The following is a 25,252-nucleotide window of genomic DNA, read 5'->3' as shown; positions in this document are numbered from 1 at the left end:
ATCACAAAGCTGACAACTTACAATTAACACTTACTCAGACTAAACGTCAGAGTTTGGGTCGCTCAAGGATTGTCTATGGGGAAACAATGTAGTCAACAGTCTGTGTATGCTCCCTTGCCCATAAATTTGAGTCCCGAAACCGTTAGAAGATTCTGTGGTTAGCTGATTGGGGTCTGAGTCATCTTCTGTAGACTCTTGGGCGGCTTCTTGCAACGTGGAGTCAGCATTATTGGCGGGTTTCTCTACAGGAGGAGGCTGGCTTTCTGGAGTGGCGGGAGATTTAAAGTAAGAAATCGACTTATTTTGTTTAAAATCCACAAAAGCCGAAGCGGAGAATTTAGTTGAGGAAATTTCTTTTTCCTTAACTCTCCCTGAGCCATTTTCCTCTTCCTTCTCTGGTGCTGCACTTGTAGAAGCTGGGTTATTCGGGGATGGTTCTGGTTCCTTTATTTGGGCTGTTTGAGCAATTCGCCGGCTGGTGTCTCCTAAAATCGAACCAGCTGCAATTACTTGTCCAGGTTCAACTGAACAGTTAAAAACTGTTGTGGCTGAACCAATGCAAGCATTTGCTCCAATTTTGCCTTTGCCAACCATCAAAAAACCGGCTCCCAAGTTTGCGCCTGCTTCTACCTCTAAGGTTCCTTCATGGACTTGGAGAATTGCTCCCATGCCAATACAGACCCCTGGCCCAATGATGATCTTGCTGTTTCCAGCCGCTTGCAGGATCACCCCAGGTGCAAGTACTGCACTTGGATGAACAGTCACCTCACCACTAATGTAAGAATCAAAGTTATTGCTGAGGCGCAGTGACAGCACAGACATGGAAATTTTAACCTCGGAAGCCGGAAATATAGAGAGTTAGGAGTTAGGAGTTGATTAAAAGTGAGGAGTTGATTAAAAGTGAGGAGTTGATTAAAAGTGAGGAGTTATAAATTTTAAGTATAGAGTTATGAATTGTCCTAACTCCTAACTCCAAACTCCTAACTCCTAACTCCTAACTCCTAACTTTTTAAGGCCGTTGGATAATCGTTTCTAATACCCGACGCTTGGCTTTGGGGTCAATGCCAATTAAGCGCACGTATTCTCCTTGGTATTCCCCAAGGTGTCCTTCTACGGCTGCGATCGCTTCTCTTTCTGAGGAGGCTTGAATTTGACCAGTACTAGTCCACGAACCTGTACGGAACCGCCGTTGGTCTACGTGTTCAAGGCTAATTTTAGAGCCGCTAGCCAATAATTGTCGGAGTTGGCCTACTACTTCAGTACTCAAGCGGGTACTGGTAGCTGTTGCTGTTGCTGTTGCAGTAGCAGAGGGTGCATTGCTAGTAAATGATTTCTGAGTGCCAGAGGACGCTACTTGACCATTTGGACGTTGAATTATGCTCTCTAATACCCGCCGCTTGGCTTTGGGGTCAATACCAATTAAGCGTACATATTCCCCTTGGTATTCGCCAAGATGCCCTTCTACGCCTGCGATCGCTTCTCTTTCTGAGGAGGCTTGAATTTGACCTGTACTAGTCCAGGAACCTGTACGGAACCGTCGTTCATCTACGTGTTCAAGGCTAATCTTATACCCACCAGCTAATAATTGCCGGAGTTGGTCTACCACTTCTGTACTCAAACGGTTGCTGGTAGCTGTTGCCGGACTCGTACCAGAGGTTCCACTGCTAGTAAATGATTTCTGACTACCAGAAGAGGCTACTTGACCATTTGGACGTTGAATTATGCTCTCTAATACGCGCCGTTTGGCTTTGGTATCAATGCCGATTAAACGCACATACTCGCCTTGATGGCTTTCTATACATTCTTCCAAGCCGGAAATTACTTGATTTATGGAAGTTGCTTCAATTGGCTTGCAGCTAGTCCAGGAACCAGTGCGGAAACGGCGTTCGTCTACGTGTTCCATGCCAATTTTGTAACCACCTGCCAAAAGTTGGCGGATTTGCTCTACAGTTTCACCATTGACTTTGCCACTGCTAGAGCCGTTACCATTACCATTCCCGTTGCTGCTGCTATAACTGCTATTACCCCGATTAGTCGGAGCCTTAAAGCTGGTAGGTGCTTTAACATCACTATCCGGGCGTTGGATGATGTTCTCTAACACACGTCGTCTATCTTTGTCAATACCAAATAGGCGGACATACTCGCCACTATGGCCTGTTACACAGCTTTCTAATGCTGCGATCGCTTCACCGAGCGATCTCGGTTCAATTGGTTGGCAACTAGTCCAAGAACCCGTGCGGAACCGTCTCTGGTCTACGTGTTCTGTACCAATCTTATATCCTTGTTCCAATAGATAGCGCAACTGCTCTATTGTTTCTGCACCCAAGCTATTGCTCGACACTTCACTACTCCTTTCTAGCTCTAAAACAGTAACACCATTACCCTTGTAAGATTTAGTGTTCTCATCCCGAATTGGTGCAATACATTTGCTATCCGCAGCACAAAGATAACCAGCTCGCAGCGCCTGATTAATCCCAACCACATGATGAGCAAAGTCTTTATCCTGATCTTGCACATCTGGCAAGCGGTCAGCTTGCTGCTGATTGGTAATGATCGCTCCCGAAGGTACATACTTACCTGGGGGAATTTCTACGTCTTGAATCAAAGTGTGCATCATCACGATGCAACCTGCACCCACCCTGGCATTAAACACCGTAGAGCGGAAGCCAATGAAGGAATTATCCCCTACATAAGCTGGCCCGTGAATTAGAGCCATGTGGGTAATGCAACTGTTTTTACCTACCCACACCGAGTATTTATTTTGATCGTCGCCAATTACTCGACCTTGCTCTAACCCATGAATCACAACACCATCTTGAATATTAGTGTTTTCACCAATATAAAAAGGTGTGCCTTCATCCGCTCTAATCGTAGTCCCTGGAGCAACGATTACATTTGCACCTATATGTACATCCCCAATCAGATTAGAGAACGGATGCACAAAAGCTGTTTCATGGATTTTGGCTTCAGCTAAATTCCTCGACCACGGGGTTGGAGGTGCCGCCGTGCTGCGGACTGCCATTTCGAGATTCCTCCTGTATTAAGTTAGGAGTTATGAGTTAGGAGTTATCAGTTGTAACTTTTCACTCCTCACTCCTCACTTCTCTAACTGTTGACTAACGATATTGATCTTTTTTGCTGTAGATGAGGCGATCTTCAACGTGAATGGTATCTATGATCGCTACTACCACTGCATCTAATGGCCGTTGTTCATTGCCAATAACTTGACGAGCGGCACTGCCACGACTGACAAGTACCCACTCATCTACTCCTGCTCCCACAATATCTGCTGCTACCTCGTATTCTGGCAGGATGTTGCCGTCTTCATCCACTAATTGTAACAACAGTAGTTTGACACCTCGAAGACTTGGATCTTTTTGGGTGCTAACTACTGTGCCGCGAACTTTGGCGACTTGCATTCTTTAATTACGGTCTTCTACCGAAAGGACGAATTGCATTTACATTTTCCCGGAATTGCTCTACATCTTCGGTATAACGAATTGGTAGGACGTATTCCAAGTTTTCGTGAGGACGAGCAATGATGTGAGTTGATAACACTTGTCCGCCGTTGACTCGCTTCACTGATTCAACACCAGCGCCCACAGAAGCTTGCACTTCCGACACGTCACCCCGAACAATCACGGTAACTCGACCACTGCCGATTTTTTCATAGCCTACTAGAGTAACGCGGGCAGCTTTCACCATTGCATCAGCAGCTTCTACTACTGCTGGAAAGCCTAGCGTTTCAACCATTCCTACTGCAATTGACATTAGATTTTTATCCCTTTTTTATTGTTTTTAGCCCTGGACAAAAGAAAGCGATGCTCAAAAAGGTTTTGAGTGTTAATTACTTTGTTTAAACAGCTTTTAGGTACGGAACTGTTCCACTGCTTCTGTGTAACGTATCGGCAATACGTATTCTAGGTTTTCGTGAGGACGAGCAATGATGTGAGTGGATAAGACTTCACCACCATTTACTCTTTTCGCCGCTTCAACCCCAGCAGCTACCGAAGCTTGTACTTCCGATACATCTCCCCTAACTATCACGGTGACGCGAGCGCTACCAATTTTTTCATACCCTACTAAAGTCACACGGGCGGCTTTCACCATCGCATCAGCAGCTTCCACTACTGCTGGAAAGCCCTTCGTTTCAATCATCCCAACTGCAATTGGCATCGCAGAACTCCTACAATATTAATCCAATCTGTACTGTCGCTTGAAATTTTTGACGGGGAGAGCTTTATCTTAATAGCTAAGAAAACACTTCCAAATTAAGCATAGGAAAGGTTGGCCTTCCTGGCAATATAAATTACTATAATAGTTTATGATAATAAAGTTTTAAAAAACTTAACAAAAATTTATCTGTCCTCCTGAGCAATTAAAGTTCACTGATTCCTAGAGGAGCCACTTATGCTTTATAATTTCTTTATCACATTTACAAAACGACATTCATAACTAAGGGTAATTTTTTCTGGGGTGGGAGGACAAGCGGCTGTATCTTATGCTGTCTCTAGGTTCTGCCAATTTTGGCTATATGCACAAGGACTAAGTGAAAAATATATAATTTTTTCAAATATATCGTATAAACTAGTCTGTTCAAAATAGAAATAGAAATGTAAAAACAAAGGTGAGGTTAAAGCAAGTAAATGCTTTAACCTGTGTAAAGTTATATTTTATCGAAGTTTAATAGGGTCAAATAAAGTAAAAATACTTATGATGATTTAGTTGAAACAAGAGTAAAAAATATTCATGTTTCTGCTAAATTAATTTTGTAAAATAAATAATTGTATAAAAGCTTTTTTAAAATTAAGGCTGAGTCATCAAGGTAAATTTAAATGCATCAATTTCTATTTTCAACAAGTTGGTTTGTGCCTTTATATAGCTTATTAGGCGCAATTTTGACGTTGCCGTGGGGAATAGGAATAATTCGGCGAACCGGGCCAAGACCTGCGGCCTACATAAACTTGTTGACGACGGTTTTGGCTTTTGCCCATAGCCTGTTTGTATTTAACATTATCTGGGATAGAGAACCAGAAAAGTTACTGGTGACGTGGTTTAAAGCTGCTGATTTAGACTTATCTTTTGCCTTGGAACTCTCAGCAGTCAGTATTGGGGCAACAGTTTTAATTACAGGGTTAAGCTTACTTGCACAAGTTTACGCTCTGGGTTACATGGAAAAAGACTGGTCGTTGGCGCGTTTTTTTGCGCTGCTGGGATTTTTTGAAGCAGCGCTGAGTGCTTTAGCAATCAGTGATTCTTTGTTTTTCAGCTATGGTCTTTTGGAAGTGCTGACGCTTTCGACTTACTTGCTGGTGGGATTTTGGTATGCTCAACCGCTAGTAGTAACGGCGGCGCGGGATGCGTTTTTAACCAAACGCGTGGGAGACTTGTTGCTGCTGATGGGAGTAGTGACGCTTTCCACCTTAGCTGGGAGTTTGAACTTTTCGGATTTATATGAGTGGGCGCAAACGGCTAATTTAAGCCCAATCACATCAACATTGCTGGGATTGGCGTTAATTGCTGGGCCTGCTGGTAAATGCGCCCAATTTCCTTTGCATCTTTGGTTGGATGAGGCAATGGAAGGGCCAAATCCCGCCTCGGTAATGAGAAACTCACTAGTAGTAGCTGGTGGTGCTTATTTACTGTATAAACTACAACCATTGTTAGCCCTGTCGCCAGTTGCCTTGAATGTATTAGTAGTAATGGGAACGGTAACAGCAATTGGGGCTACATTAGTATCCATAGCTCAAATTGACATTAAGCGATCGCTATCTCATTCCACCAGTGCATACATGGGCTTAGTGTTTTTGGCGGTGGGGTTACAGCAAGGGGGTGTAGCCTTGATGTTGCTGTTAACTCATGCCTTCGCTAAAGCATTATTATTCATGAGTTCCGGTTCAGTAATCTTGACTACCCAAAGCCAAGACTTAACAGAAATGGGCGGTCTTTGGTCTAGGATGCCAGCCACAACCACTGCCTTTGTTGTCGGTTCAGCCGGAATGGTAGCACTGCTACCACTAGGAAGCTTTTGGGCAATGTTAGCATGGGCTGACGGTTTTGTGAATATTAGCCCTTGGGTAATTGGGGTTTTATTATTGGTCAATGGTTTGACGGCATTAAATTTGACCAGAGTATTCAGATTAGTATTCTGGGGTAAACCGCAACAGAAAACCCGTCGCACCCCAGAAGTTGGTTGGCAGATGGCCTTACCAATGGTGATTCTCACAGTCTTGACTCTGCTTGTGCCTCTGATGCTACAGGAATGGTACTTGCTACCAGATTGGGAAAGTATTAATTGGTATGTGGCGTTAGGGTTGTTTACTTCTACCGTAGTGGGGATAGGTGTAGGTTCTACAGTTCATCTCCACAAAGCTTGGTCAAGATCCAGAATCTTGGCTTGGAGATTTGTGCAGGACTTGTTAGGTTATGATTTTTATATTGACCGAGTTTATCGCCTAACGGTGGTTGGTGCAGTCGCACTGCTATCTAAAGTTTCTGCTTGGAGCGATCGCTATTTAGTCGATGGTCTAGTCAACTTGGTTGGCTTTGCGACGATTCTCGGCGGACAAACTTTAAAGTACAGCATTTCTGGGCAATCTCAAGGCTATATGTTGACGATCTTAGCGGTTGTCAGCGTCCTGGGTTTATTCATCAGTTGGTCATCGGGTTTACTAGATAAATTACCTTTTTAATTGAGTTAGGAGTTAGGAGTTAGGAGTTAGGAGTTAAGAGTTAGGAGTTAGGAGTTAGGAGTTAGGAGTTTGGAGTTAGTAATTATTCTGCCTCATCTGCCTCATCTGCCTCATCTGCCTCATCTGCCTCATCTGCCTCATCTGCCTCATCTGCCTCATCTCCCCCTGCCCCCTGCCCCCTGCCTCCTGCCCCCTGCCTCCTGCCTCCCCTGCTCCCCTTACCTGAATTCCGTCTATGCTTAGTGTTTTAATTCTAGTGCCGTTAATCGGCGCAGCTTTAATTGGTTTCTCTCCCTCTGGCATCAATGGGAAATTTGCCCGTGGGGTGGCTTTAGTCTTTGCCAGTATCGCTTTCTTGTGGACAATCATACTAGCAATTCAGTTCCATCCAGGGGAAATCACTCAACAGTTTGCCGAGTCTGTCCCTTGGATAGATGTTTTAGGCTTGAACTATAACGTGGGAATAGATGGTTTATCTTTGCCACTGCTGGTTTTGAATGGATTGTTAACTTGCATTGCCATCTACAGCAGCGATGAATCCCTACAGCGTCCTAAATTTTATTACTGTTTGATATTATTATTAAGCGCTGGGGTGACTGGAGCTTTTCTGGCACAGGATTTACTGCTATTTTTCTTGTTTTACGAATTGGAACTAATCCCGCTATATCTGTTAATAGCCATTTGGGGTGGGGAAAAGCGGGGTTATGCTGCAACAAAATTTCTCATTTATACTGCCGTTTCGGGAATCTTAATTTTGGCAAGTTTCCTCGGCATGGTTTGGCTGAGTGGTTCCTCTAGCTTTGCACTAGCAACGTTGAACACGACAACTTTACCTCTAGCGACACAGCTTTTACTGCTAGGGGGAATTTTAGTAGGTTTCGGGATTAAAATTCCCTTAGTTCCCTTCCATACTTGGTTGCCAGATGCTCACGTTGAAGCTTCTACACCAATTTCTGTGCTGTTGGCTGGAGTGTTGTTGAAGTTAGGAACTTATGGCTTACTGCGGTTTGGGATGAACTTGTTACCAGAAGCTTGGGCTTATGTGGCTCCTTGGTTAGCGACTTGGGCAGTAGTGAGTGTATTGTATGGTGCATCCTGCGCGATCGCTCAAACCGATATGAAAAAAATGGTGGCTTATAGTTCTATTGGACACATGGGCTACGTGCTTTTAGCGGCGGCGGCTTCCACACCATTAAGTGTGTTGGGTGCTGTTATGCAGATGATTAGCCACGGCTTGATTTCCGCCATGCTATTTTTGCTGGTAGGAGTTGTGTATAAAAAAGCCGGAAGCCGGGATTTAGAAGTCCTCCAAGGACTGCTGAACCCAGAACGGGGTATGCCCGTAATTGGTAGCTTGATTGTTGTGGGAGTTATGGCCAGCGCTGGGATACCGGGAATGCTGGGGTTTATTTCCGAATTCATAGTTTTTCGAGGCAGTTTCCCAGTTTTTCCAGTGCAAACGCTGCTATCAATGATTGGTACAGGCTTAACTGCGGTTTACTTCCTAATACTCCTGAACCGTGCCTTTTTTGGACGTTTGTCTGCACAAGTTACCAACTTACCACGAGTGTATTGGAGCGATCGCGCCCCAGCTGCAATTTTAGCTGTGCTGATTGTGATTTTCGGCATTCAACCTGGTTGGTTAGCACGCTGGACTGAACCAACAATTACAGCAATGGTGAATAGCCAAAACGTAGTAGTAGCAGTGTCCTTGGATAAAGTGGGCAATGAAGATTAGGGAATGGGGAATGGGGGATGAGAAAGATGAGGGAGATGAGGGAGAATAACTCCAAACTCCAAACTCCAAACTCCTAACTCCTAACTCCAAACTCCTAACTCCTAACTCCTAACTCCAAACTCCTAACTCCAAACTCCTAACTCCTAACTCCTAACTCCAAACTCCAAACTCCTAACTCCTAACTCCAAACTCCTAACTCCAAACTCCTAACCCCAAACTCCAAACTCCCTACACAAATAATTTCAAAAATCAAAGCGGACTACTATAGCAATGGTAACTATTAAAAAGAAAAGGACTCACAATCCCTTAGCTGAGTATATTGAACGTCTGCAAAAAGGAGAGGCATTACTCCCCGATAATCCAGAAAATGTCCTGGAAGTTGTTGGTATTCTTAAAAGCTATGGCGTAGTTTTAGATGCCTACTCAAAAAATCTTAATTATATTGCCGAGCATCAATTTTTAATATTTTTCCCGTTTTTTAAATACTTTAATGGAGAGGTTTCTTTTCAGAAATTACTCCGTCACTGGTGGCATAACCGAATTAATTTTGAATATGCCGAGTATTGCATGAAAGCCATGATGTGGCATGGTGGCGGCGGACTAGATACGTATTTAGATACAGAAGAATTTCAAGAAAGAGCGCAAGCCGTTATCGCTGCGAAATTTAAAAATAATCCCTTAATTTTGGGTATTAACCAACTGTTTCCAGATTTTTTAACAGAACACTTGCGCGTCTCTGCTTACTACACCGGTTTAGGTCAATTCTGGCGAGTCATGGCTGATATGTTCCTCAGCTTATCAGACCGCTACGACCAAGGCGAAATAAAATCGATTTCGCAAGTTGTAGAACACATTAAAACAGGCTTAGTGGCAAATGCATCAAACCCAATTACCTACGCTGTCAAAATTAGGGGTGAAGTCTATGAAATCATTCCCAAAAGTGTTGGTTTGACCTTCTTAGCAGATACAGCAATACCTTATGTAGAAGCAGTATTCTTCCGGGGAACTCCTTTTCACGGTACAGTTTCATACAACGCCCAAGGATATCAAATTCCCCCAGATCAAACGCGATTTCAATATGGCGCATTGTATGCAGATCCTTTGCCCATTGGCGGCGCGGGTATTCCTCCCACCTTGTTAATGCAAGATATGCGTCATTATCTTCCAGAGTATTTGCACGAAATTTATCGTCGCAGTCTTCGGGGTGAAGATGATTTGCGGGTACAAATTTGCATGAGTTTCCAAAAATCGATGTTTTGCGTGACGACAGCAACGATTTTAGGACTAATGCCTTATCCTTTGGATAGTAAAGATCCAAATGAGCAAAAAGGTAATCGAGTTTATTTAGAGAAGTGGATGAGTCGGTTAGAAACTTCGCAGTTGCTTGAGGTGAATAAATAGGTAAAGATTAGACTTCTGGCTCGATGCCTAAAGAGCGCAATTGTGCAGCCAAGCGATCGGCTCTTTCTTCACCAGTCAACAACAAATTACCTTGCAAATCCCACCAGCGTAGCCAAGGTAATTCCATATTATAATATTGTCCCTGCCAAATCCCTAACTCAACTCCTAAAGGATGTATGGGGTAATGTCCGCGTTCATTTGCTGTTAATAACTGATATTGTCCACCAATTAATTGATAAACTTCTACACTGGCTTTATTCACTTCATAAATGCCGTAGAAGGGAGGACGAATCACCTGCTCATAAATCCAAAATTTCCCCTTCCACGGAGTTTTATCTCGCTCCTCACTACCATTGCCAGAGACAAATTTCAAGGCAATCAATGGGGCAATAAACTCTCGCCATAATACATAAGACCTGCGCGTTTGTCCATCAAGAGTAGGTGGTACATTCCCTACATAAAACCAGTCTGGTGCTTCTGCGCCTTTTTCTGGGGGGTCAGTGATGCGCCAGTAGATACCGCTATCTTGACCAATACAGTATTGACCATCAGGATGACGTTTTTGTAATATTGGTTTAATCGAGTCGGTTAGGAGAATGCTTTGGGGATGTTCCTGAAAGTTTTTCACGGAAGTACCATCAGACTCTGGTAGCTGCGTATGGTCTGGGAACGGTGTAAGGGCGGTGGATGGATCGGTTGCAGAGGTCATAAAGCTACCTTTGCAGTAGTAAGGTTTGTTTTTTAGTTTAGCAGTGGAAGAAGAGAGAAGGGCGATCGCTTACTACTCGCCGACTAATGCCAGTGCTTGATTGATCATACGGTCAGAAAGATACATTCCTGATGAACGTAAATTCTCTATAATTGGTCGTGCCATTAGTTATTTTGCCGCGTTGCTTTGCTTGCCAGGTATCGGATTTCTGAAATGTTGATTATTCCGTGGGAAAGGAGGCTGTGATAAATGTTTACAAACTTCTGAAAGCTTTATATGTTACATTTTACAAGTCTAGTCAATCAATTCGGGCACGGAAACAAGTCTTTGTGTGTTCAGTGTTCTGTTGGGCAGAGGTACTAACGAAGCTGATGCGTCAGATCCACTCTTCCATTCTCCACCCTCCAAGCGATCGCCGAAGCGACAATAAGCTTTGTATATTTCGTTGTCCTCATTGCTCACTCTACCACCAAAACGAGCATATATCCTTTTCATCTACCACTTGCCCTGGCCAGATTTTGTCACCTGTCTCTGTCGTGGCGATCGCCATCGGGTTTTCTTTTTCTGAACTCCCCATAAAACAATCTTCGTTCAGGTGGTTTAGCCGTTTTTCCAGTTGCACTGATGCTGCTAATTTAAAAACTTCCAGGTCATCTGACTTCAAACCCTCTTCTACCTTTTTGAGTAGTTCCTGCTCTTTCCCCCGACTAACCCTGAGCTTGTTCTGCAAACACTCGTAAGCAAGGGTTAGGGTGGCGACAGTTGGGTTGTTTAATGCCGCATCAATCAGGTTATCGACTTTGACCTGACCTGCATAGAACAAAATAGTTTGTCTTCTCCAATCCAGGTATTGTTTATCTTTTGTAAAAACTTCTAATAAATAATGCTCATGCTCTGCCTTTGTGAGTTCAACCGCCGTTAAATACTCCTGAAAGGTGCGATGGGTAAATTCATAGAGTTTTTCTTGTTTGCGATCGCTCAACAGTTCTCGCACACCACTATCATCTCTTTCGATAAAATCTTCTGGTTTAACCTCTTGTCCCCCCTCAACCATCTGAGCTAGTTCTGCCTGAAGAAACTCTTTTGCTAGAAAAATATTACTGTCCTGATTTCTCTCATCGAGCGTAAACTGAAGTACTTGGCGTTTAGTCATCTCTAATGCGAGTGCTTGCAAAGCTTCTTGCTTTTGCTCTGGCTTGAGTGGATATCGGGTAGTTCCAGAAGCAGATTGCCGTCCTTGGAGAAGCACATCACAAACTTGCTTGTAAAGTCCTGTTCGGGTTGGAGAAAGACTCGTTTTCTGCTTGTAAGTATTAATAATCAATGCCAGTAAAAGCGGGTTAGTTGCCATCAAGCGGAGTGAAGGAACTGCATCAATTTGCCGCACTAACTCGTTTTTTTTGGATTCGGCAGTTTTCTTCAGCTGTTTTTGTGATTGTTCTCTAGAATTTTTACGTTTTTCTAGATTAAAATACCAGTTGAAAAGAAAGCTATTGCGCTGTTGAGTGGTGAATGGCCGCACAAAATAAGCTGGGGTATCTCGCAGAGGAGCTTGATTGTAAGCTTGTGGACGCGATGTCAGAATGAACGGTAATTTCTGCTCATAATTTTGGAGTTGCTGAGAAACCCAAGTACTTACCTGCCGTCGATGTTCATCGTCTGCAACTTCATCAAGTCGATCTAACATTACCAAACACTTGCCGTCTGAGTCATAGTAATTAATAAAACTATAATCACTTAATATTATAGACCGCAGGTATGAGTAATAGCAATACTGACTCACCGCTTTCTGTCCTCGCGGATAAGTTCAGTACTATCACTGAAAAATTTTTCTGTATATCTAACTTGAGCGCGTGCTATACTTAATGCAGTCTTGTACTCTTCCATTGGCATAGTGTAGCTTCGTTCCCATAGCCACTGATTGCCGTAATCATTCACTAAGCGAAGTTCGTTGGAAATATCAGGTAAATAAACTGATATCTACATTAAAATAGTCCGACAACGCTTTTGCTTGAGTTTTACTAATGGTGCGATCGCCATTAATAATTTGTAAAGCAATTTCCAATGAACCAATTACCTCAGCTAATGCTTCGGTTGTAGTATCGTGTGCGTCCATCAGATGCATTAACATCGAATTGGGTGTACCTTGGAGGATTGGATAATGGGTTTCTTCAAACTGCTCAATTAATGTCACCAACAGTTGCAACAGCATCTCTTCTGCTGGTGTACGATTAGGACGATGTTCTAAGGTTAATGCGAGTGCGATCGCTTGTTCGTTTTCTGCTTCCGTGGTAATTATTTTTCCCTGATACTCAGCTAGTAATTTACCATAAGATTCTGGATTAAAAGTACGGGTCATTTTTCCATTTATCCTTATCATATTCAGCGTGAGTTAGGACATATTTAATATAGATTCTTTGAGTTTCGTAAACAATATCAGCAATCAAACGGTAGTTGTTTCCTTTGATATTAAACACGGTGAAGTTACCAACTGCTTCTGCTTTTGGATAAATAGCCTGAACTTCAAGCAGATTTTTCCATTCAGCTTTAGTTGCTATCCTATACCAATCATAAAGTGCTTCCCTTGCATCTGCGTGTGCCTCACAAAATTCCCGTAGAATTTTGCGACTAATAACGTGCATTTAAATTTACTCTGATTACGATTATTAAAATAAACAAAACCTGCACTTCGACATGGTTCGACTACGCTCACCAGCAGCTCAGTGACCACCTACGCAGGTTAAAAATTGCTAATTTTCTCTTAGTTTACAAAGGTTAACTTTGTTTGTGTAGTAACGAATTCTATTCACCCAATACTTTTCAAACATCCTCTTAGATTAATTACGAATTACGTTAGCGTTCGCGTAGCGTCTCGTAGAGAAGCGGTAGCGAGTCTTCTCCCAAAGGGAGACGCCATTACGAATTATTTCAAAGTACACGCAGTAAACTAGGAATACTTTCGATCGCTGACAAATCCCGAATTTCTGCCAAAGCTTGCCGAAAGTTACCTTCTGGCACATCATGGGTAACAACCACAATCTCTGCAAGTTCTCCTTGAAAACCAGTTTGGACAATTGACTCTAAGCTAACGCCATAGTTACCAAAACAAGTCCCCAATTTACCGATAACTCCAGGTTGATCGTTGGTGAGGAAACGGGCGTAAAACCGAGTTATCAATTCTGCCATTGGCGCAATTTGGCAATATTCCTGATGTCCACAAGTTAATAATGGATTTGCAACTGCTGTATTGGTTTTAAGGACAGCCACTAAATTCAAAATATCTGATGTGACAGCGCTGGCGGTTGCACCAGCACCAGCACCGGGGCCAAAAAACATGACTTGCCCAATGGGTTCTCCTTCCACAAGAATGGCATTGTAAACGCCGTTGATGCTAGCCAAAGGGTGAGCTTGAGGCACTAAGGTAGGATGAACTCTCAGAGAAAGGGGAGATGAGGGAGTATCACGTTTAGCGATCGCTAACAATTTAATCACAAATCCCAATTTTTCGGCGTAGGCTATATCTGTTTTGCTGACTTGCCGAATCCCCTCAGTATAAACATCTTGTAAGTTAATCCGTCCACCAAAGCCTAATGATGCGAGAATGGCAATTTTATCGGCTGCGTCTAAGCCATCGACATCAGATGTCGGGTCAGCCTCAGCATAACCCAAACGTTGGGCATCAGCTAATACATCATTGAAGTTGCTGCCTTCTGTTTGCATCCGGGTAAGGATGTAGTTTGTTGTACCGTTAACGATGCCTGTTATAGTGTGAATCCGGTTAACACTTAAAGACTGCTTTAGGGGTTGAATCACGGGAATCCCACCACCCACAGCAGCTTCTAGCATGACGTATACGCCAGCTTGATTGGCAGTTGTGAAAATTTCTGCTCCAAAGCGAGCGATCGCTGCTTTATTGGCGGTGACTACATGCTTACCATTACTTAAAGCTTTGAGAATGAGCGATCGCGCCGGCTCTAGTCCCCCCATCACCTCCACAACTATATCTACCGCCGGATCGTTGACAATTGCTTCCAAATCTGTAGTCAATACTTCCGTAGACAATTCTACTGCACGGGGTTTATCGAGCGATCGTACTCCCACCCGATAGATTTCTATCTCTTGCAACAATGGGTGACGCCCAGCGCTATCTTGCAACAACTGCACTGTTCCCGTTCCCACGGTGCCTAATCCCAGTATTCCTAGTTTCACACCCATTTTGCACCCAATTCTACCAATAACAATTGTAGGTAGAGCGTTTGCCCTACCTACTGATTATCCTTCTTCCTTTGTCATTTGTCCTCTGTTACAAAGTTCTGAGCGCCGCAAGCCTCAGAAGCGTCTACAGACTTTGTGCTTTGTCCAAAGTCCAAAAACTAATGACCAATGACTAATGACTAATGACTAATTTAGTATGTTTCTACGTGCCAGCGACCGCCTTTCTTGAGTTGCTTCTGGTAATCACTCCAGGTTACGTCTTCCTTAGCAGCAGCAGCAGTTAAGGCTGCATCAATACCTTCTTCCATACCGCGCAAACCGCAAATGTATGTGTGGGTTTTTTCATTTTTAATCAATTGCCACAATTCATCAGCATGTTCCGCTACACGGTCTTGAATATACATTCTACCGCCTTGGGGATTTTTCTGTTCGCGGCTAATAGCAGCAGTGAGCCGGAAGTTATCAGGATATTTTTGTTGAATTTCTTCCAGTTCTTCCTTATATAAGAGGTTTGGAGTTGTTGGTACCCCAAATATTAACCAAGAGAATCCTTTAAATTCGTATTCTGGGTTAGCCGCTCTTTCTGCATCTTTAAATTGACGCCACAGATAAGCCCGCATCGGCGCAATACCTGTTCCAGTTGCCATCATGATCACATTAGCATCAGGGTCATTGGGTAACAACATTTCCTTACCCACAGGCCCAGTAATTTTTACCTCTTCCCCTGGCTTAAGGAAACACAAGTGTGTAGAGCAAACACCGTAAACTGTTTCGCTAGTTTCTGGGTGCTTGTATTCCAACTGGCGGACGCACAGTGATACTGTCTTGTCATCGACATCATCGCCATGACGAGTTGAGGCGATGGAATATAGTCTGAGTTTTTCCGGCTTGCCGTTCTTGTCTAATCCTGGTGGAATAATCCCAATACTTTGACCTTCTATATACTTTAAATCACTGCCAGATAAGTCAAATTTCAGGTGTTGAACAATACCAATACCATTTTCTTTGACTAGGGGTTCATTAGATATTACCTTGCCAATAAACGGAGCATTGGGACGGTAAGTGTTAACAGGAACGTCACCGTGGTCTTTTTTGGCTTTCGCTTGAGTCATGGTGTTGCCTTTCTTGTCCTTGTTCTGTTCTTGGGCACTATGAGCATTTACAGGTGTGGCTTTACCATTCCCTTCACTGTTAGCAGTTTCCCCAAATGTAGCTAACTCGCTGACTTCGCTTGTAGCATTCCCAAGTGAGGCTTTACCATTAACTGGCTCTAGCGCAGTTATGGGCTGGATGCTAACAATTGTGCCGCCTAGACGAGTAATACGTCGCATTTCTTGATTCATGCGGTTGTAAGGCACTCTGATGAACACACTGCCACTTTTCCGAATTGGGTAGTTAGTTTGATCGGTTTCTTCGCTCTGACGCAAACCCACCACTTCATAAAGGAAGATGCGGCTACCTAATTCTGTGTTGGCAGCACCCTCAACAGCACCTTGATTGTACATTCGTTCTACCACTCCGATAATTTACTTAACCGTTTTTCAAAAAAAAACTATTCCCCTACCTTGCCAGCTTTAGTTTAGCGGATTTTCGTTTCACAAAACTGGCCTTGAAGGAAAAAAGGCATCATTAAATTAATGCCTTGCTAAGTACACTCACCGAAGACATGCAGGCATAGTAAAAAACACACCTGTTCACCTTCTAAGGTAAAGGATAAGTCTTGTGGAGAATGTTAATAATGAGTCAATTTAATCTTTTTTTCGTTAACTACCACCCCACCAGGGAGATAGCTTTTTACCTTATTACCCAACCAGCAACTTAAAGGGGCAGATATTGTAAGAAGCCTGCTTCGATTAGTGCAAGCTACCGCTCAGTTGACTTCCAAAAATTGCGGTTGCGCTTGCATACTCCAGGGGTTTAAATCGGAAATGCTAATCCCAGAAGGTTTTCTTCTGATTGGTTTTACTTCTTTAAATCTAGTATCTCGGAATATTGTTAGCTATATTCATCACCTGTCTATGGATAATTACATGACTCTGACAACTCCAGCTACAAACATAACGACATAGAGAACCATGATTTTAGCAAGTGTAATCAGTTTCACTTGATGTGAAAAATCTGTCAACCCCTATCAGTAGTTGGACATAACGTCAATGCTTCTATCTGACTGAGCATATCTATAAATTTACAGTCAATAATTTGACTAATGCAAGTTCTTTGCTCATTCGTTGGATAGATTTTTGCTTTGTATATATTTAAGTATTGTCGAGCAGGAATTACAATTTAGGAACATCAAAAAATTCGCGGCAATAATAGATTATACCATTAAGTCTTGTTTATAGTCACAAGTAGCGGACTGATAAAGGCGCAACGCTGATGGGCGGTGCTGATCCCCATTTTTAAATTAACAACTAAATCAACAAAAAATGATTGATAAACCACGCTAATTCTTCTTGACAGCAATCTTGTATGGGATACACCCTTCTGTTAAAATCAAATATACCACTAGGATTAAATACTTACCGGCACCAACATTCAGGCTAGTCCGACGAGTAGCAACTTAATTATTTTGTTGCCTACTTGCTTGGTGTCTTATTAGATGTGCTAGGTAGCAAGAACGCAGGATAAACCAATGGGGTAAACTCCTGGCTTCAAAATCTGCTGTGTGAAAAAATATTGAGACAATCAATTTTAGTATTTTAGAGGAGATTTATGACAAGTAAGCCGGAACGCGTGGTGCTGATTGGAGTAGCCGGAGACTCTGGATGCGGTAAATCTACGTTTTTGCGTCGTTTGATAGATTTATTTGGTGAAGATTTAATGACAGTCATCTGCTTAGATGATTATCACTCCTTGGATCGCAAACAGCGTAAAGATACTGGGATAACGGCATTAGACCCCAGAGCAAACAATTTTGACCTGATGTATGAGCAAATTAAAGCGCTCAAAAATGGTCAAGGGATTGATAAGCCGATTTATAACCACGAAACTGGGTTGATCGATCCGCCAGAGCGGATAGAGCCGAATCACATTATAGTTGTTGAAGGGCTGCATCCTTTATATGATGAGCGGGTACGATCGCTAATCGACTTCAGTGTTTATTTTGACATTAGCGATGAAGTCAAAATTGCCTGGAAAATCCAGCGAGATATGGCTGAACGCGGTCATCGCTACGAAGATGTGTTAGCGCAAATCAATTCCCGCAAACCTGATTTTGATAAGTTTATCGAACCACAAAGAGAATTTGCTGATGTGGTTCTGCAAGTATTACCCACGAACTTGATCAAAAACGACACGGAGCGCAGAGTCTTGCGAGTACGTATGCTCCAGCGCGAAGGTAAGGAAGGCTTTGATCCAACCTACCTATTTGATGAAGGGTCAACAATTAATTGGACTCCCTGTGGACGCAAGCTGACCTGTTCCTACCCTGGTATGCAACTGTACTACGGTTCAGATGTTTACTACGGCCGCTATGTCTCAGTACTAGAGGTCGATGGTCAATTTGACAACTTAGAAGAAGTAATTTATATCGAAACCCATCTCAGCAATACATCCACTAAATATCAGGGTGAATTGACTCACTTGTTACTCCAGCACCGCGAGTATCCAGGTTCCAATAATGGTACTGGTTTCTTCCAAGTGCTTACAGGTTTGAAAATGCGTGCTGCTTATGAGCGCTTGACAGCTACGGAAGCAAAGTTAGCAGTTCAAGTTTAAAGCAGCAGTGTTTGTGTCATTTGTGGGGACGCTTCTAGGTGTCCCTTTTTTTTGTGTTATTAAATACATTTTAACCACAAAATAATGAGCATAAATTTATTTTCTTTACAGACACTTACCTGATTGCTAGTGGTTCTTATCGATATTAAGAAGATACTAACTACTGAAGTATAAATATTGTTATGATTTCATAAATTAATGTGAGTTCGACGGCTTATGTGGTGTTCGCCTAATGAGCCGAATTAAAAGACCTCTAAGAGGTTTTGCTACGTAAAACCGTGTCTCTCCGATTCAGAGAGGGGCAGGCTTGAACTAAAGTTTAAGTTAGGCAGAGGTTTATCTAACTCACGTTAAATTAGGTAGTTGAACTAAAAACTACATTTAGTTCAGCCAAAAAACTCAAGTCAGGAGGAATTTCCTTTGTCTCGTCGATATCTATTTACCTCCGAGTCAGTCACCGAAGGCCATCCAGATAAAATCTGCGATCAGATTTCTGATACCATTCTAGATGCCCTACTGATACAAGACCCCAGCAGCCGTGTCGCTGCTGAAGTAGTAGTTAATACTGGTTTGGTGCTAATCACTGGCGAAATAACCAGCAAAGCCAATGTTAATTTCGTCAATCTCGCCCGCAAAAAAATTGCCGAAATTGGCTATACCAATGCCGATAATGGCTTTTCTGCTAACAGCACCAGCGTTCTGCTAGCTTTAGACGAACAATCACCTGATATCGCCCAAGGCGTTAACACCGCCCAAGAAACCCGCGAACAAGATAGTGACGAACAATTTGACAAAATTGGTGCGGGCGATCAAGGTATAATGTTCGGTTTTGCCAGCAACGAAACACCAGAACTGATGCCCTTACCCATCAGTCTCGCCCACCGCATTGCTCGCCGATTGGCAGCAGTCCGCAAAACAGGTGAATTGTCATACCTACGCCCTGACGGTAAAACCCAAGTAACTGTGGTCTACGAAGATGGACGCCCAGTAGGTATCGACACTATTCTGATTTCCACCCAGCATACAGCCAGTATTGGGGAAATCACGGATGAGGCGGCAGTACAAGCCAAAATTAAACAAGACCTCTGGTCAGCAGTGGTCGAACCTGTTTTTGGCGACATTGAAATTAAGCCTAATCAGGAAACACGTTTTTTAGTCAACCCCACTGGCAAATTTGTCGTTGGTGGCCCTCAGGGAGACTCTGGTCTGACAGGACGGAAAATAATTGTTGACACCTACGGTGGTTATTCACGGCATGGTGGCGGCGCTTTTTCTGGCAAAGACCCCACGAAGGTAGACCGCTCTGCTGCGTATGCGGCTCGTTATGTGGCGAAAAATATTGTCGCTGCTGGGTTGGCAGAAAAAGTTGAAATTCAGCTATCTTATGCGATTGGTGTAGCGCGACCAACAAGCATTCTGGTAGATACCTTTGGCACTGGTAAAGTGGATGAAGAAACTTTACTGGAATTAATCAACAAGCACTTTGAACTGCGACCAGCAGGGATTATCCATACCTTCAACTTACGCAACTTACCAAGTGAACGAGGCGGACGTTTTTATCAGGACGTCGCGGCTTACGGTCATTTTGGGCGGGCTGATTTAGACTTACCTTGGGAACAAACCGATAAAGCCGAATTGTTGAAGCAAGCAGCAAATGAGTCACTTTCGGCAGTAGTTGCTCAAGCACTAACTTAGGCTTATACGCTACTGCAAAAATTTAGATATTTATTTGAGGGTATTGGCAAGTTGTTAAGTTGCCTATGCCCTCATTTTTTAGTAGCCACAAGAATATTAAAAGGGATTGGGGGATCTGCAACGACTAATTGCGCTAACCGAGAAGTATTGAAAAGCGGCCTGTGATGATTATTTGCGCCCACTTACTTAGTTGAATTGTTTTTTTAGGAATTTTAACCCTATGTGGGGTGTTAAGCTGTCGCGCAGAGATTGGCGACAATTATTTCCAGAGGAAATTATGGAAGAGTCTGTGATTTATCAAGATATCCTTCAAAAAGGAAGACAGCAGGAAGCGCTAGCACTGATAAAATGCGAACAATTGCAGAAATTAACGAGAAAATCAGCCGCCAACGTGCGGTAGTGTTGACAACTGAAGAATTAAAAGCACGAGTTGTAGAAATCGGTGTTACTAAAGCTGCTAAAGAAGTTGATGTAATTACCACTGGCACATTTGAGCCGATGGAATCAAGTGGTGCAATTATCAATCTCGGACACACTGACCCGCCGATAAAAATTCGCCGCTGCTGGTTAGATGGTGTACCAGCATACTCTGGTTTTGGGGCAGTAGATTTATATTTGGGTGCGAGTTCTGCTGTGGAGACGACGGACGGGGAAGAAGTCCGAGAACGTGGCGGGGGTCATGTAATCGAAGATTTGATCGCTGGTAAATCTATACACGTAAAAGCGCAAGGACAAGTAACAGATTGTTATCCCAGAGCAACTTTTGAAACTACAATTACCAGTGAAACGATTAATCAGTTTTATTTATTCAATCCGCGCAATCTTTATCAAAATTTTATTGTTGGGGTAAATGGTGGCGATCGCCCCCTCTTCACCTATCTAGGCCCTTTACAACCGCGTTTGGGGAATGCCGTTTACTCTAACCCTGGTGCTATTTCCCCCTTACTCAACGATCCCGATTTACAACTCGTTGGTATAGGGACTCGAATTTTTTTAGGCGGTGGTATTGGCTATGTCGCCTGGGAAGGCACTCAGCATTTCCCTTTACAAAAGCGTTTAGCTAATCGTACACCGATTGGGCCTTCCGCCACTTTAGCTTTAATTGGTGATGCCAAGCAAATGGATGCTCACTGGGTGCGGGGATGTTACTTCAAAAGCTATGGCCCCTCATTGATGTTAGGTGTTGGTGTCCCACTCCCTGTATTAAATGAACAAGTAGTTGAACACTGTGCCGTCCAAGATCAAGACTTAGTAGCCCCAATAGTGGATTTTTCCATTCCCCGGCGCGTCCGTCCTACCTTTGGTTTAGTGAGTTACGCCCAACTAAAATCTGGGCGGATAACCATTGAGGGCAAAGCTGTACGCTCTGCCCCCTTAGCGAGTTTATTTTTTTCTAGACAAGTCGCCCTAGAGTTGAAAAAGTGGATCGAAGCAGGTACGTTTACCCTGACAGAACCAGTTTCCCCAATTCCGATGGATCGATCTTTTCTACCCCAAGATCGGCGGACGGATTTTTGAGGGGGATGAGGGGGATGAGGGGGATGAGGGGGATGTTGCTTCCATTACTCCCTCATCTCCCCCTGCTCCCCATTCCTATTCTTGAGTCGGTTTCGGCCGCTTGATGGGCTTAGGAGCGGGTGTTTTAGGTATAGGTTTTGATACTACAGAGGTGTCGCCGCCTGCGCCTGTTTTCTTGATAGGACGTGGGGTTTCGCCACTACTGCGTCTGGGGGGGAATGGTTTTCTACCACCAGCACCACCGCCACCGCCAGCACGAGGGCCACCGCCACCTTTGAATGGTGGTTTGCGTTTTTTGGGCAAGTCAGCGATCGCCTCAGCTTTTTCTACTATCAAAACGTCAGCTTCTCGCTTGGCTTGAAAGTCCCAGAACTTTCCTACTGCTTTGGTGGTCAGCACACCCCTCAATTTCAACTTGAAATATTTGGGTTTCTCAGTTGGTTTGCGTGCAGCCTGCCTAATTTTGACTACTAAGCTCTTAGCGTCAAATGACTGGTATACTACCTCACCACGAACAGAAAAACCACCATCTGCAACTTCTGATGAGGGAATTACGGGAATTGTACTTAGTTCAGAGTTTTCGGATAAGCCATGATCGGGTGTCTGTAATTGCAAATCTAAGTCGGAATCGTCTTCATCTGTTGAGTTTTTAGCCAGATTTTCTGGCTCCCAAACTCCGACGATTTGGATGTGCAACGTATCATCCTCTTGTCTTGTGCGTGGATATACTACCCACAAGTGTTCTTTTTCTAAGTCTAGGTGATTCTTGACTAAGCTCATAATCCGGCCTAGGAGGACGGCATTGAGTTGTACACCATCGGAAGTCAGCAGCGTACCTTGAGTAAATTGTTCGCTGCTAGCATGATAGCGACCCCTAACTAACCCGATCGCTCGATATTGCATCGGCTCACTAGGAGGCGGAATCGGTTGCTGTCGATTGATTAAGTTCCCATTTGAGTCAGTCTCAATGGGGTTAACAGGCGAATTTTCAACTTCTTTAGAGGACTTGGCTGCTATGCGAACATTAGCAGCTGCCCCTATGTTAGTTGGGCCTTGGTTAGAGGCAGAAGAATTGGAGGATTCAGGCAACGGCATCAGGTCGGAATTCATAAAAACTCCTTGCGGCACAGACACATCCCATTGTGGGATTTTACAAAGGCAGCTGGAAAGAGCATTTGTGCGACGGATGAAAGTATATTTGCTTTTCACAAAGTCACACTAGGGTACTCTATAACAATACTAAACGCGCTAAATTGAATGTATAAACACTAAATGTGTAATTTAGCGCCTTTACACTAGTTTCGGAAGCATATCATAGCTGCACTTCTGACGGCTCCTCCTAAAGTCATCACTTACTTTAGCAGTGTAAATAGTTAATTGTTATAAAATTCACAGGCAATTGGCGGTATTCCGCAAAGTTTTGGAAATTTTTAACTTTACGATTTGTGTAATTGACACTCTCAGCACTAAAGTGACTGAGATTCTTGAAGAGTCCAGAATCTGAACTTCAAAGGCGCTGTCAAATCGCCTCTACTGATTCCGCTAAGGTCAAGCCCTAACATCATCGCTACTTTGCGAATGATATTTGCAGCCCCGTTTTATGTCTTATTAAATCATAAATAACAACAACAACAACAACAGCGTAGCTGATATGAAGTTTTATCACTACGCTGTTGTCATCTATATACAAATTAATCATTTAAGTCTATAATGTAAACATCGATATTCAGGGTAGTTGAGGATGAAAGTCCAAAAAGGTATCCTCCCAGACACCGACCGTCAGGTTTGGATGGTGCTGGATGATGATTATTTGCCTATTGAGCCAATCCAGAAATACCTGCATTATTTAGACAGCGTAGGGCGTTCTCCAAACACGATTCAGACCTATACCCATAACCTCAAACTGTTCTGGGAGTTTTTACGGGATTCAAAGTTAAATTGGCTCGAAATTGATTTAGAGCAGCTATCAAACTTTATCCACTGGTTGAGAAACCCTAACTCCGGGGTTTTATCTGTTCAGCCACAGGTTTCTAAACGCTGCGAGAAGACTATTAATCATTGCCTGACAACTGTTTGTGGGTTCTATGAGTTTCAAGAGCGTATAGGGGCAACTGAAGGGGTAGGGGTTTATCGCTATCAATTACAACCAGGACGTAAATACAAGTCTTTCTTACACCACATTAGCAAGGGTAAAGAGGTTAAGACACGACTATTAAAGATAAAAGAGCCAAAGACATTTCCTGGATGTTTAACACCAGAGCAAGTTAACACATTGGCTGAGGCTTGTAACACATTACGTGACAAGTTCCTAATTAGGTTGCTATACGAAACAGGGCTACGAATAGGTGAAGCGTTAGGACTAAGACATGAAGACATGGTTACAGGTAAAACCAATGAAATTCATGTAGTCCCAAGATTAGATAACGTTAACCATGTTAGAGCTAAATCTGGAACAGAGCGAACAGTTCACGTTAGCAAAGAACTGATGCAATGGTACTCAGCTTACTTGATAGATGAGTACCCAGAAGATATTGATTGTGATTTTGTTTTTCTGGTAATTAAAGCTCCAGGTAAGGGTGAAATTGGCACACCATTAGCTTATAAAACTGTTGATAGTTTGTTTAGACGTTTGTCAAAAAAGACAGGAATTAATGTAAATCCGCATTTATTAAGACATACTCATGCAACAGAGTTAATTCGTGCAGGGTGGGATATGTCTTATCTGCAAAAACGGCTAGGTCATGCTGATATTCAAACAACAATAAATACTTATGTTCATCTTTCTGATGAAGACATGATTGAAGAGTACAAAAAATATTTAGCACAACAGAAAGAATTAAAATGAGAAAAGAGCCGCTAAAGCAAAACAATCTTAATGTAGATGAAGAAGGCAGAGAAATTAAATGTCCAAACTGTGACAGTATAAAATACTGGTTAAATGGCATAATCTCAGGGAAACGACATTACCGATGTAAAGAGTGCAGACGTACATACGCTCTGAACCCTTTTGGTAGAGATGATTTAAAACTTGGGAATATAAGCTGCCGATGGTGCAACAGCAAGAATTTTGTAAGGGCAGGTAGAAGTAAAGCGGGAAAAATAACGTGTAGTTGTAGAGATTGCGATAAACAATTTACTATTGGAGCAGAAAGACCTGATATTCTAATTGCTCCAGAAGAGTTCGATTTTAGCCACGATATTTGGACTAATGAGCATTTGGGTTATGAGAAAGGAATCCACTCTCATGACAAAATCAATTTTTCTTATATTCAACAGCCTTGGCTTAAATACTTATTTAAAAAGTTTATTCTCTATCTGTCTAGCACTAGACTAGCTTTTGCTACTTTACGTGACAAAGTAAGCTATATTAATATCTTTGCTGATTTTTTAATAGAAATAGGCTTTAACCAAGAAATTGAAGGTATTAATAGGGATTTGGTAATAGAGTATTTTGCATATTTAAAGACTAACAAGTACAGGACTTACGCAACTGTCACAAGCAATGGCGCGGTTACACCGCGCCGTGCGCCTAAACAACTACGCGATAAACATAGGAACAGCCGGACG

General features: G+C 43.0%; 20 protein-coding genes and 1 pseudogene. 9 read left to right on the top strand and 12 right to left on the bottom strand.

What is annotated here, in order from left to right:
• Positions 1–39: 39 nt before the first annotated feature.
• The 5 genes from V7K73_RS08165 to V7K73_RS08145 form a co-directional block, all read right to left on the bottom strand.
• On the bottom strand, positions 40–822 hold the full coding sequence (locus V7K73_RS08165) for a transferase (protein ID WP_334878829.1): 783 nt from the start codon (positions 820–822) through the stop codon (positions 40–42).
• A gap of 187 nt (positions 823–1,009) precedes the next feature.
• A complete protein-coding gene (locus tag V7K73_RS08160; protein ID WP_334878827.1) occupies positions 1,010–3,022 on the bottom strand; it encodes a ribulose bisphosphate carboxylase small subunit in 2,013 nt (670 codons plus the stop codon).
• A gap of 94 nt (positions 3,023–3,116) precedes the next feature.
• Positions 3,117–3,419, bottom strand: coding sequence for a EutN/CcmL family microcompartment protein (locus V7K73_RS08155; protein ID WP_334878825.1), 303 nt, complete (start codon positions 3,417–3,419; stop codon positions 3,117–3,119).
• A 7-nt stretch (positions 3,420–3,426) separates the two neighbouring features.
• Positions 3,427–3,771, bottom strand: a complete 345-nt coding sequence (locus V7K73_RS08150; RefSeq protein WP_039748664.1) for a carbon dioxide-concentrating mechanism protein CcmK — start codon at positions 3,769–3,771, stop codon at positions 3,427–3,429.
• A gap of 96 nt (positions 3,772–3,867) precedes the next feature.
• Entirely contained in the window at positions 3,868–4,176 is a 309-nt protein-coding gene (locus V7K73_RS08145) for a carbon dioxide-concentrating mechanism protein CcmK (RefSeq protein ID WP_190891121.1), read from the bottom strand.
• Positions 4,177–4,835: 659 nt separating this feature from the next.
• On the opposite strand from V7K73_RS08145, the gene V7K73_RS08140 reads away from it, so the two are divergent.
• The 3 genes from V7K73_RS08140 (at position 4,836) to V7K73_RS08130 (ending at position 9,831) form a co-directional block, all read left to right on the top strand.
• Complete coding sequence (locus tag V7K73_RS08140) at positions 4,836–6,692, top strand: NAD(P)H-quinone oxidoreductase subunit F (protein ID WP_334878818.1); 1,857 nt, start codon at positions 4,836–4,838, stop codon at positions 6,690–6,692.
• A gap of 235 nt (positions 6,693–6,927) precedes the next feature.
• Positions 6,928–8,430, top strand: coding sequence for an NADH-quinone oxidoreductase subunit M (locus V7K73_RS08135; protein WP_334878816.1), 1,503 nt, complete (start codon positions 6,928–6,930; stop codon positions 8,428–8,430).
• Positions 8,431–8,700: 270 nt separating this feature from the next.
• Positions 8,701–9,831 (top strand): CO2 hydration protein, encoded by a 1,131-nt coding sequence (locus V7K73_RS08130; protein ID WP_334878814.1) that lies wholly within the window; start codon positions 8,701–8,703, stop codon positions 9,829–9,831.
• 7 nt (positions 9,832–9,838) lie between these two features.
• Here V7K73_RS08130 and V7K73_RS08125 read toward each other — a convergent pair whose 3' ends face one another.
• From V7K73_RS08125 to petH, 6 genes are all read right to left on the bottom strand, one after another.
• The gene (locus V7K73_RS08125; protein ID WP_334878812.1) at positions 9,839–10,540 is read right to left on the bottom strand and encodes a Uma2 family endonuclease; all 702 of its coding nucleotides are present in this window, start codon (positions 10,538–10,540) and stop codon (positions 9,839–9,841) included.
• A gap of 463 nt (positions 10,541–11,003) precedes the next feature.
• Positions 11,004–12,227, bottom strand: coding sequence for an NACHT domain-containing protein (locus V7K73_RS08120; protein ID WP_334878810.1), 1,224 nt, complete (start codon positions 12,225–12,227; stop codon positions 11,004–11,006).
• Positions 12,228–12,500: 273 nt separating this feature from the next.
• Positions 12,501–12,899: a helix-turn-helix domain-containing protein gene (locus tag V7K73_RS08115; protein WP_334878808.1), complete on the bottom strand. Its 399-nt coding sequence runs from the start codon at positions 12,897–12,899 to the stop codon at positions 12,501–12,503.
• Complete coding sequence (locus V7K73_RS08110; protein WP_334878806.1) at positions 12,883–13,182, bottom strand: type II toxin-antitoxin system HigB family toxin; 300 nt, start codon at positions 13,180–13,182, stop codon at positions 12,883–12,885. The genes V7K73_RS08115 and V7K73_RS08110 overlap by 17 nt, the downstream gene beginning before the upstream one ends.
• Positions 13,183–13,468: 286 nt before the next feature.
• Positions 13,469–14,755, bottom strand: coding sequence for a homoserine dehydrogenase (locus V7K73_RS08105; RefSeq protein WP_334878804.1), 1,287 nt, complete (start codon positions 14,753–14,755; stop codon positions 13,469–13,471).
• A 191-nt stretch (positions 14,756–14,946) separates the two neighbouring features.
• On the bottom strand, positions 14,947–16,260 hold the full coding sequence (gene petH / locus V7K73_RS08100) for a ferredoxin--NADP reductase (protein WP_334878802.1): 1,314 nt from the start codon (positions 16,258–16,260) through the stop codon (positions 14,947–14,949).
• 1,207 nt (positions 16,261–17,467) lie between these two features.
• On the opposite strand from petH, the gene V7K73_RS08095 reads away from it, so the two are divergent.
• The 4 genes from V7K73_RS08095 to V7K73_RS08080 all read left to right on the top strand — a co-directional run bounded on the left by V7K73_RS08095 (position 17,468) and on the right by V7K73_RS08080 (position 21,685).
• Positions 17,468–18,472: a phosphoribulokinase gene (locus V7K73_RS08095; RefSeq protein ID WP_334878800.1), complete on the top strand. Its 1,005-nt coding sequence runs from the start codon at positions 17,468–17,470 to the stop codon at positions 18,470–18,472.
• A gap of 420 nt (positions 18,473–18,892) precedes the next feature.
• Positions 18,893–20,167, top strand: coding sequence for a methionine adenosyltransferase (gene metK / locus V7K73_RS08090; protein WP_334878798.1), 1,275 nt, complete (start codon positions 18,893–18,895; stop codon positions 20,165–20,167).
• A 220-nt stretch (positions 20,168–20,387) separates the two neighbouring features.
• Positions 20,388–20,567, top strand: coding sequence for a hypothetical protein (locus V7K73_RS08085; RefSeq protein WP_334878796.1), 180 nt, complete (start codon positions 20,388–20,390; stop codon positions 20,565–20,567).
• Complete coding sequence (locus V7K73_RS08080) at positions 20,516–21,685, top strand: homocysteine biosynthesis protein (protein WP_334878794.1); 1,170 nt, start codon at positions 20,516–20,518, stop codon at positions 21,683–21,685. The genes V7K73_RS08085 and V7K73_RS08080 overlap by 52 nt, the downstream gene beginning before the upstream one ends.
• A gap of 75 nt (positions 21,686–21,760) precedes the next feature.
• Here V7K73_RS08080 and V7K73_RS08075 read toward each other — a convergent pair whose 3' ends face one another.
• Positions 21,761–22,795 (bottom strand): hypothetical protein, encoded by a 1,035-nt coding sequence (locus V7K73_RS08075; protein ID WP_334878793.1) that lies wholly within the window; start codon positions 22,793–22,795, stop codon positions 21,761–21,763.
• Between the two features lie 631 nt (positions 22,796–23,426).
• Between V7K73_RS08075 and V7K73_RS08065 the strand changes: the two genes are divergently transcribed.
• Both V7K73_RS08065 and V7K73_RS08060 read left to right on the top strand, forming a co-directional pair.
• Positions 23,427–24,530 (top strand): tyrosine-type recombinase/integrase, encoded by a 1,104-nt coding sequence (locus V7K73_RS08065; protein ID WP_334878792.1) that lies wholly within the window; start codon positions 23,427–23,429, stop codon positions 24,528–24,530.
• Positions 24,527–25,252, top strand: a pseudogene (locus V7K73_RS08060) (hypothetical protein); the annotation flags it as partial. The gene V7K73_RS08065 and the pseudogene V7K73_RS08060, both read left to right, overlap by 4 nt.

It is taken from the genome of Nostoc sp. (genome assembly GCF_036916975.1).
Classification (GTDB): Bacteria; Cyanobacteriota; Cyanobacteriia; order Cyanobacteriales; family Nostocaceae; genus Nostoc.
This window is presented reverse-complemented; position numbering and strand designations above follow the sequence as displayed.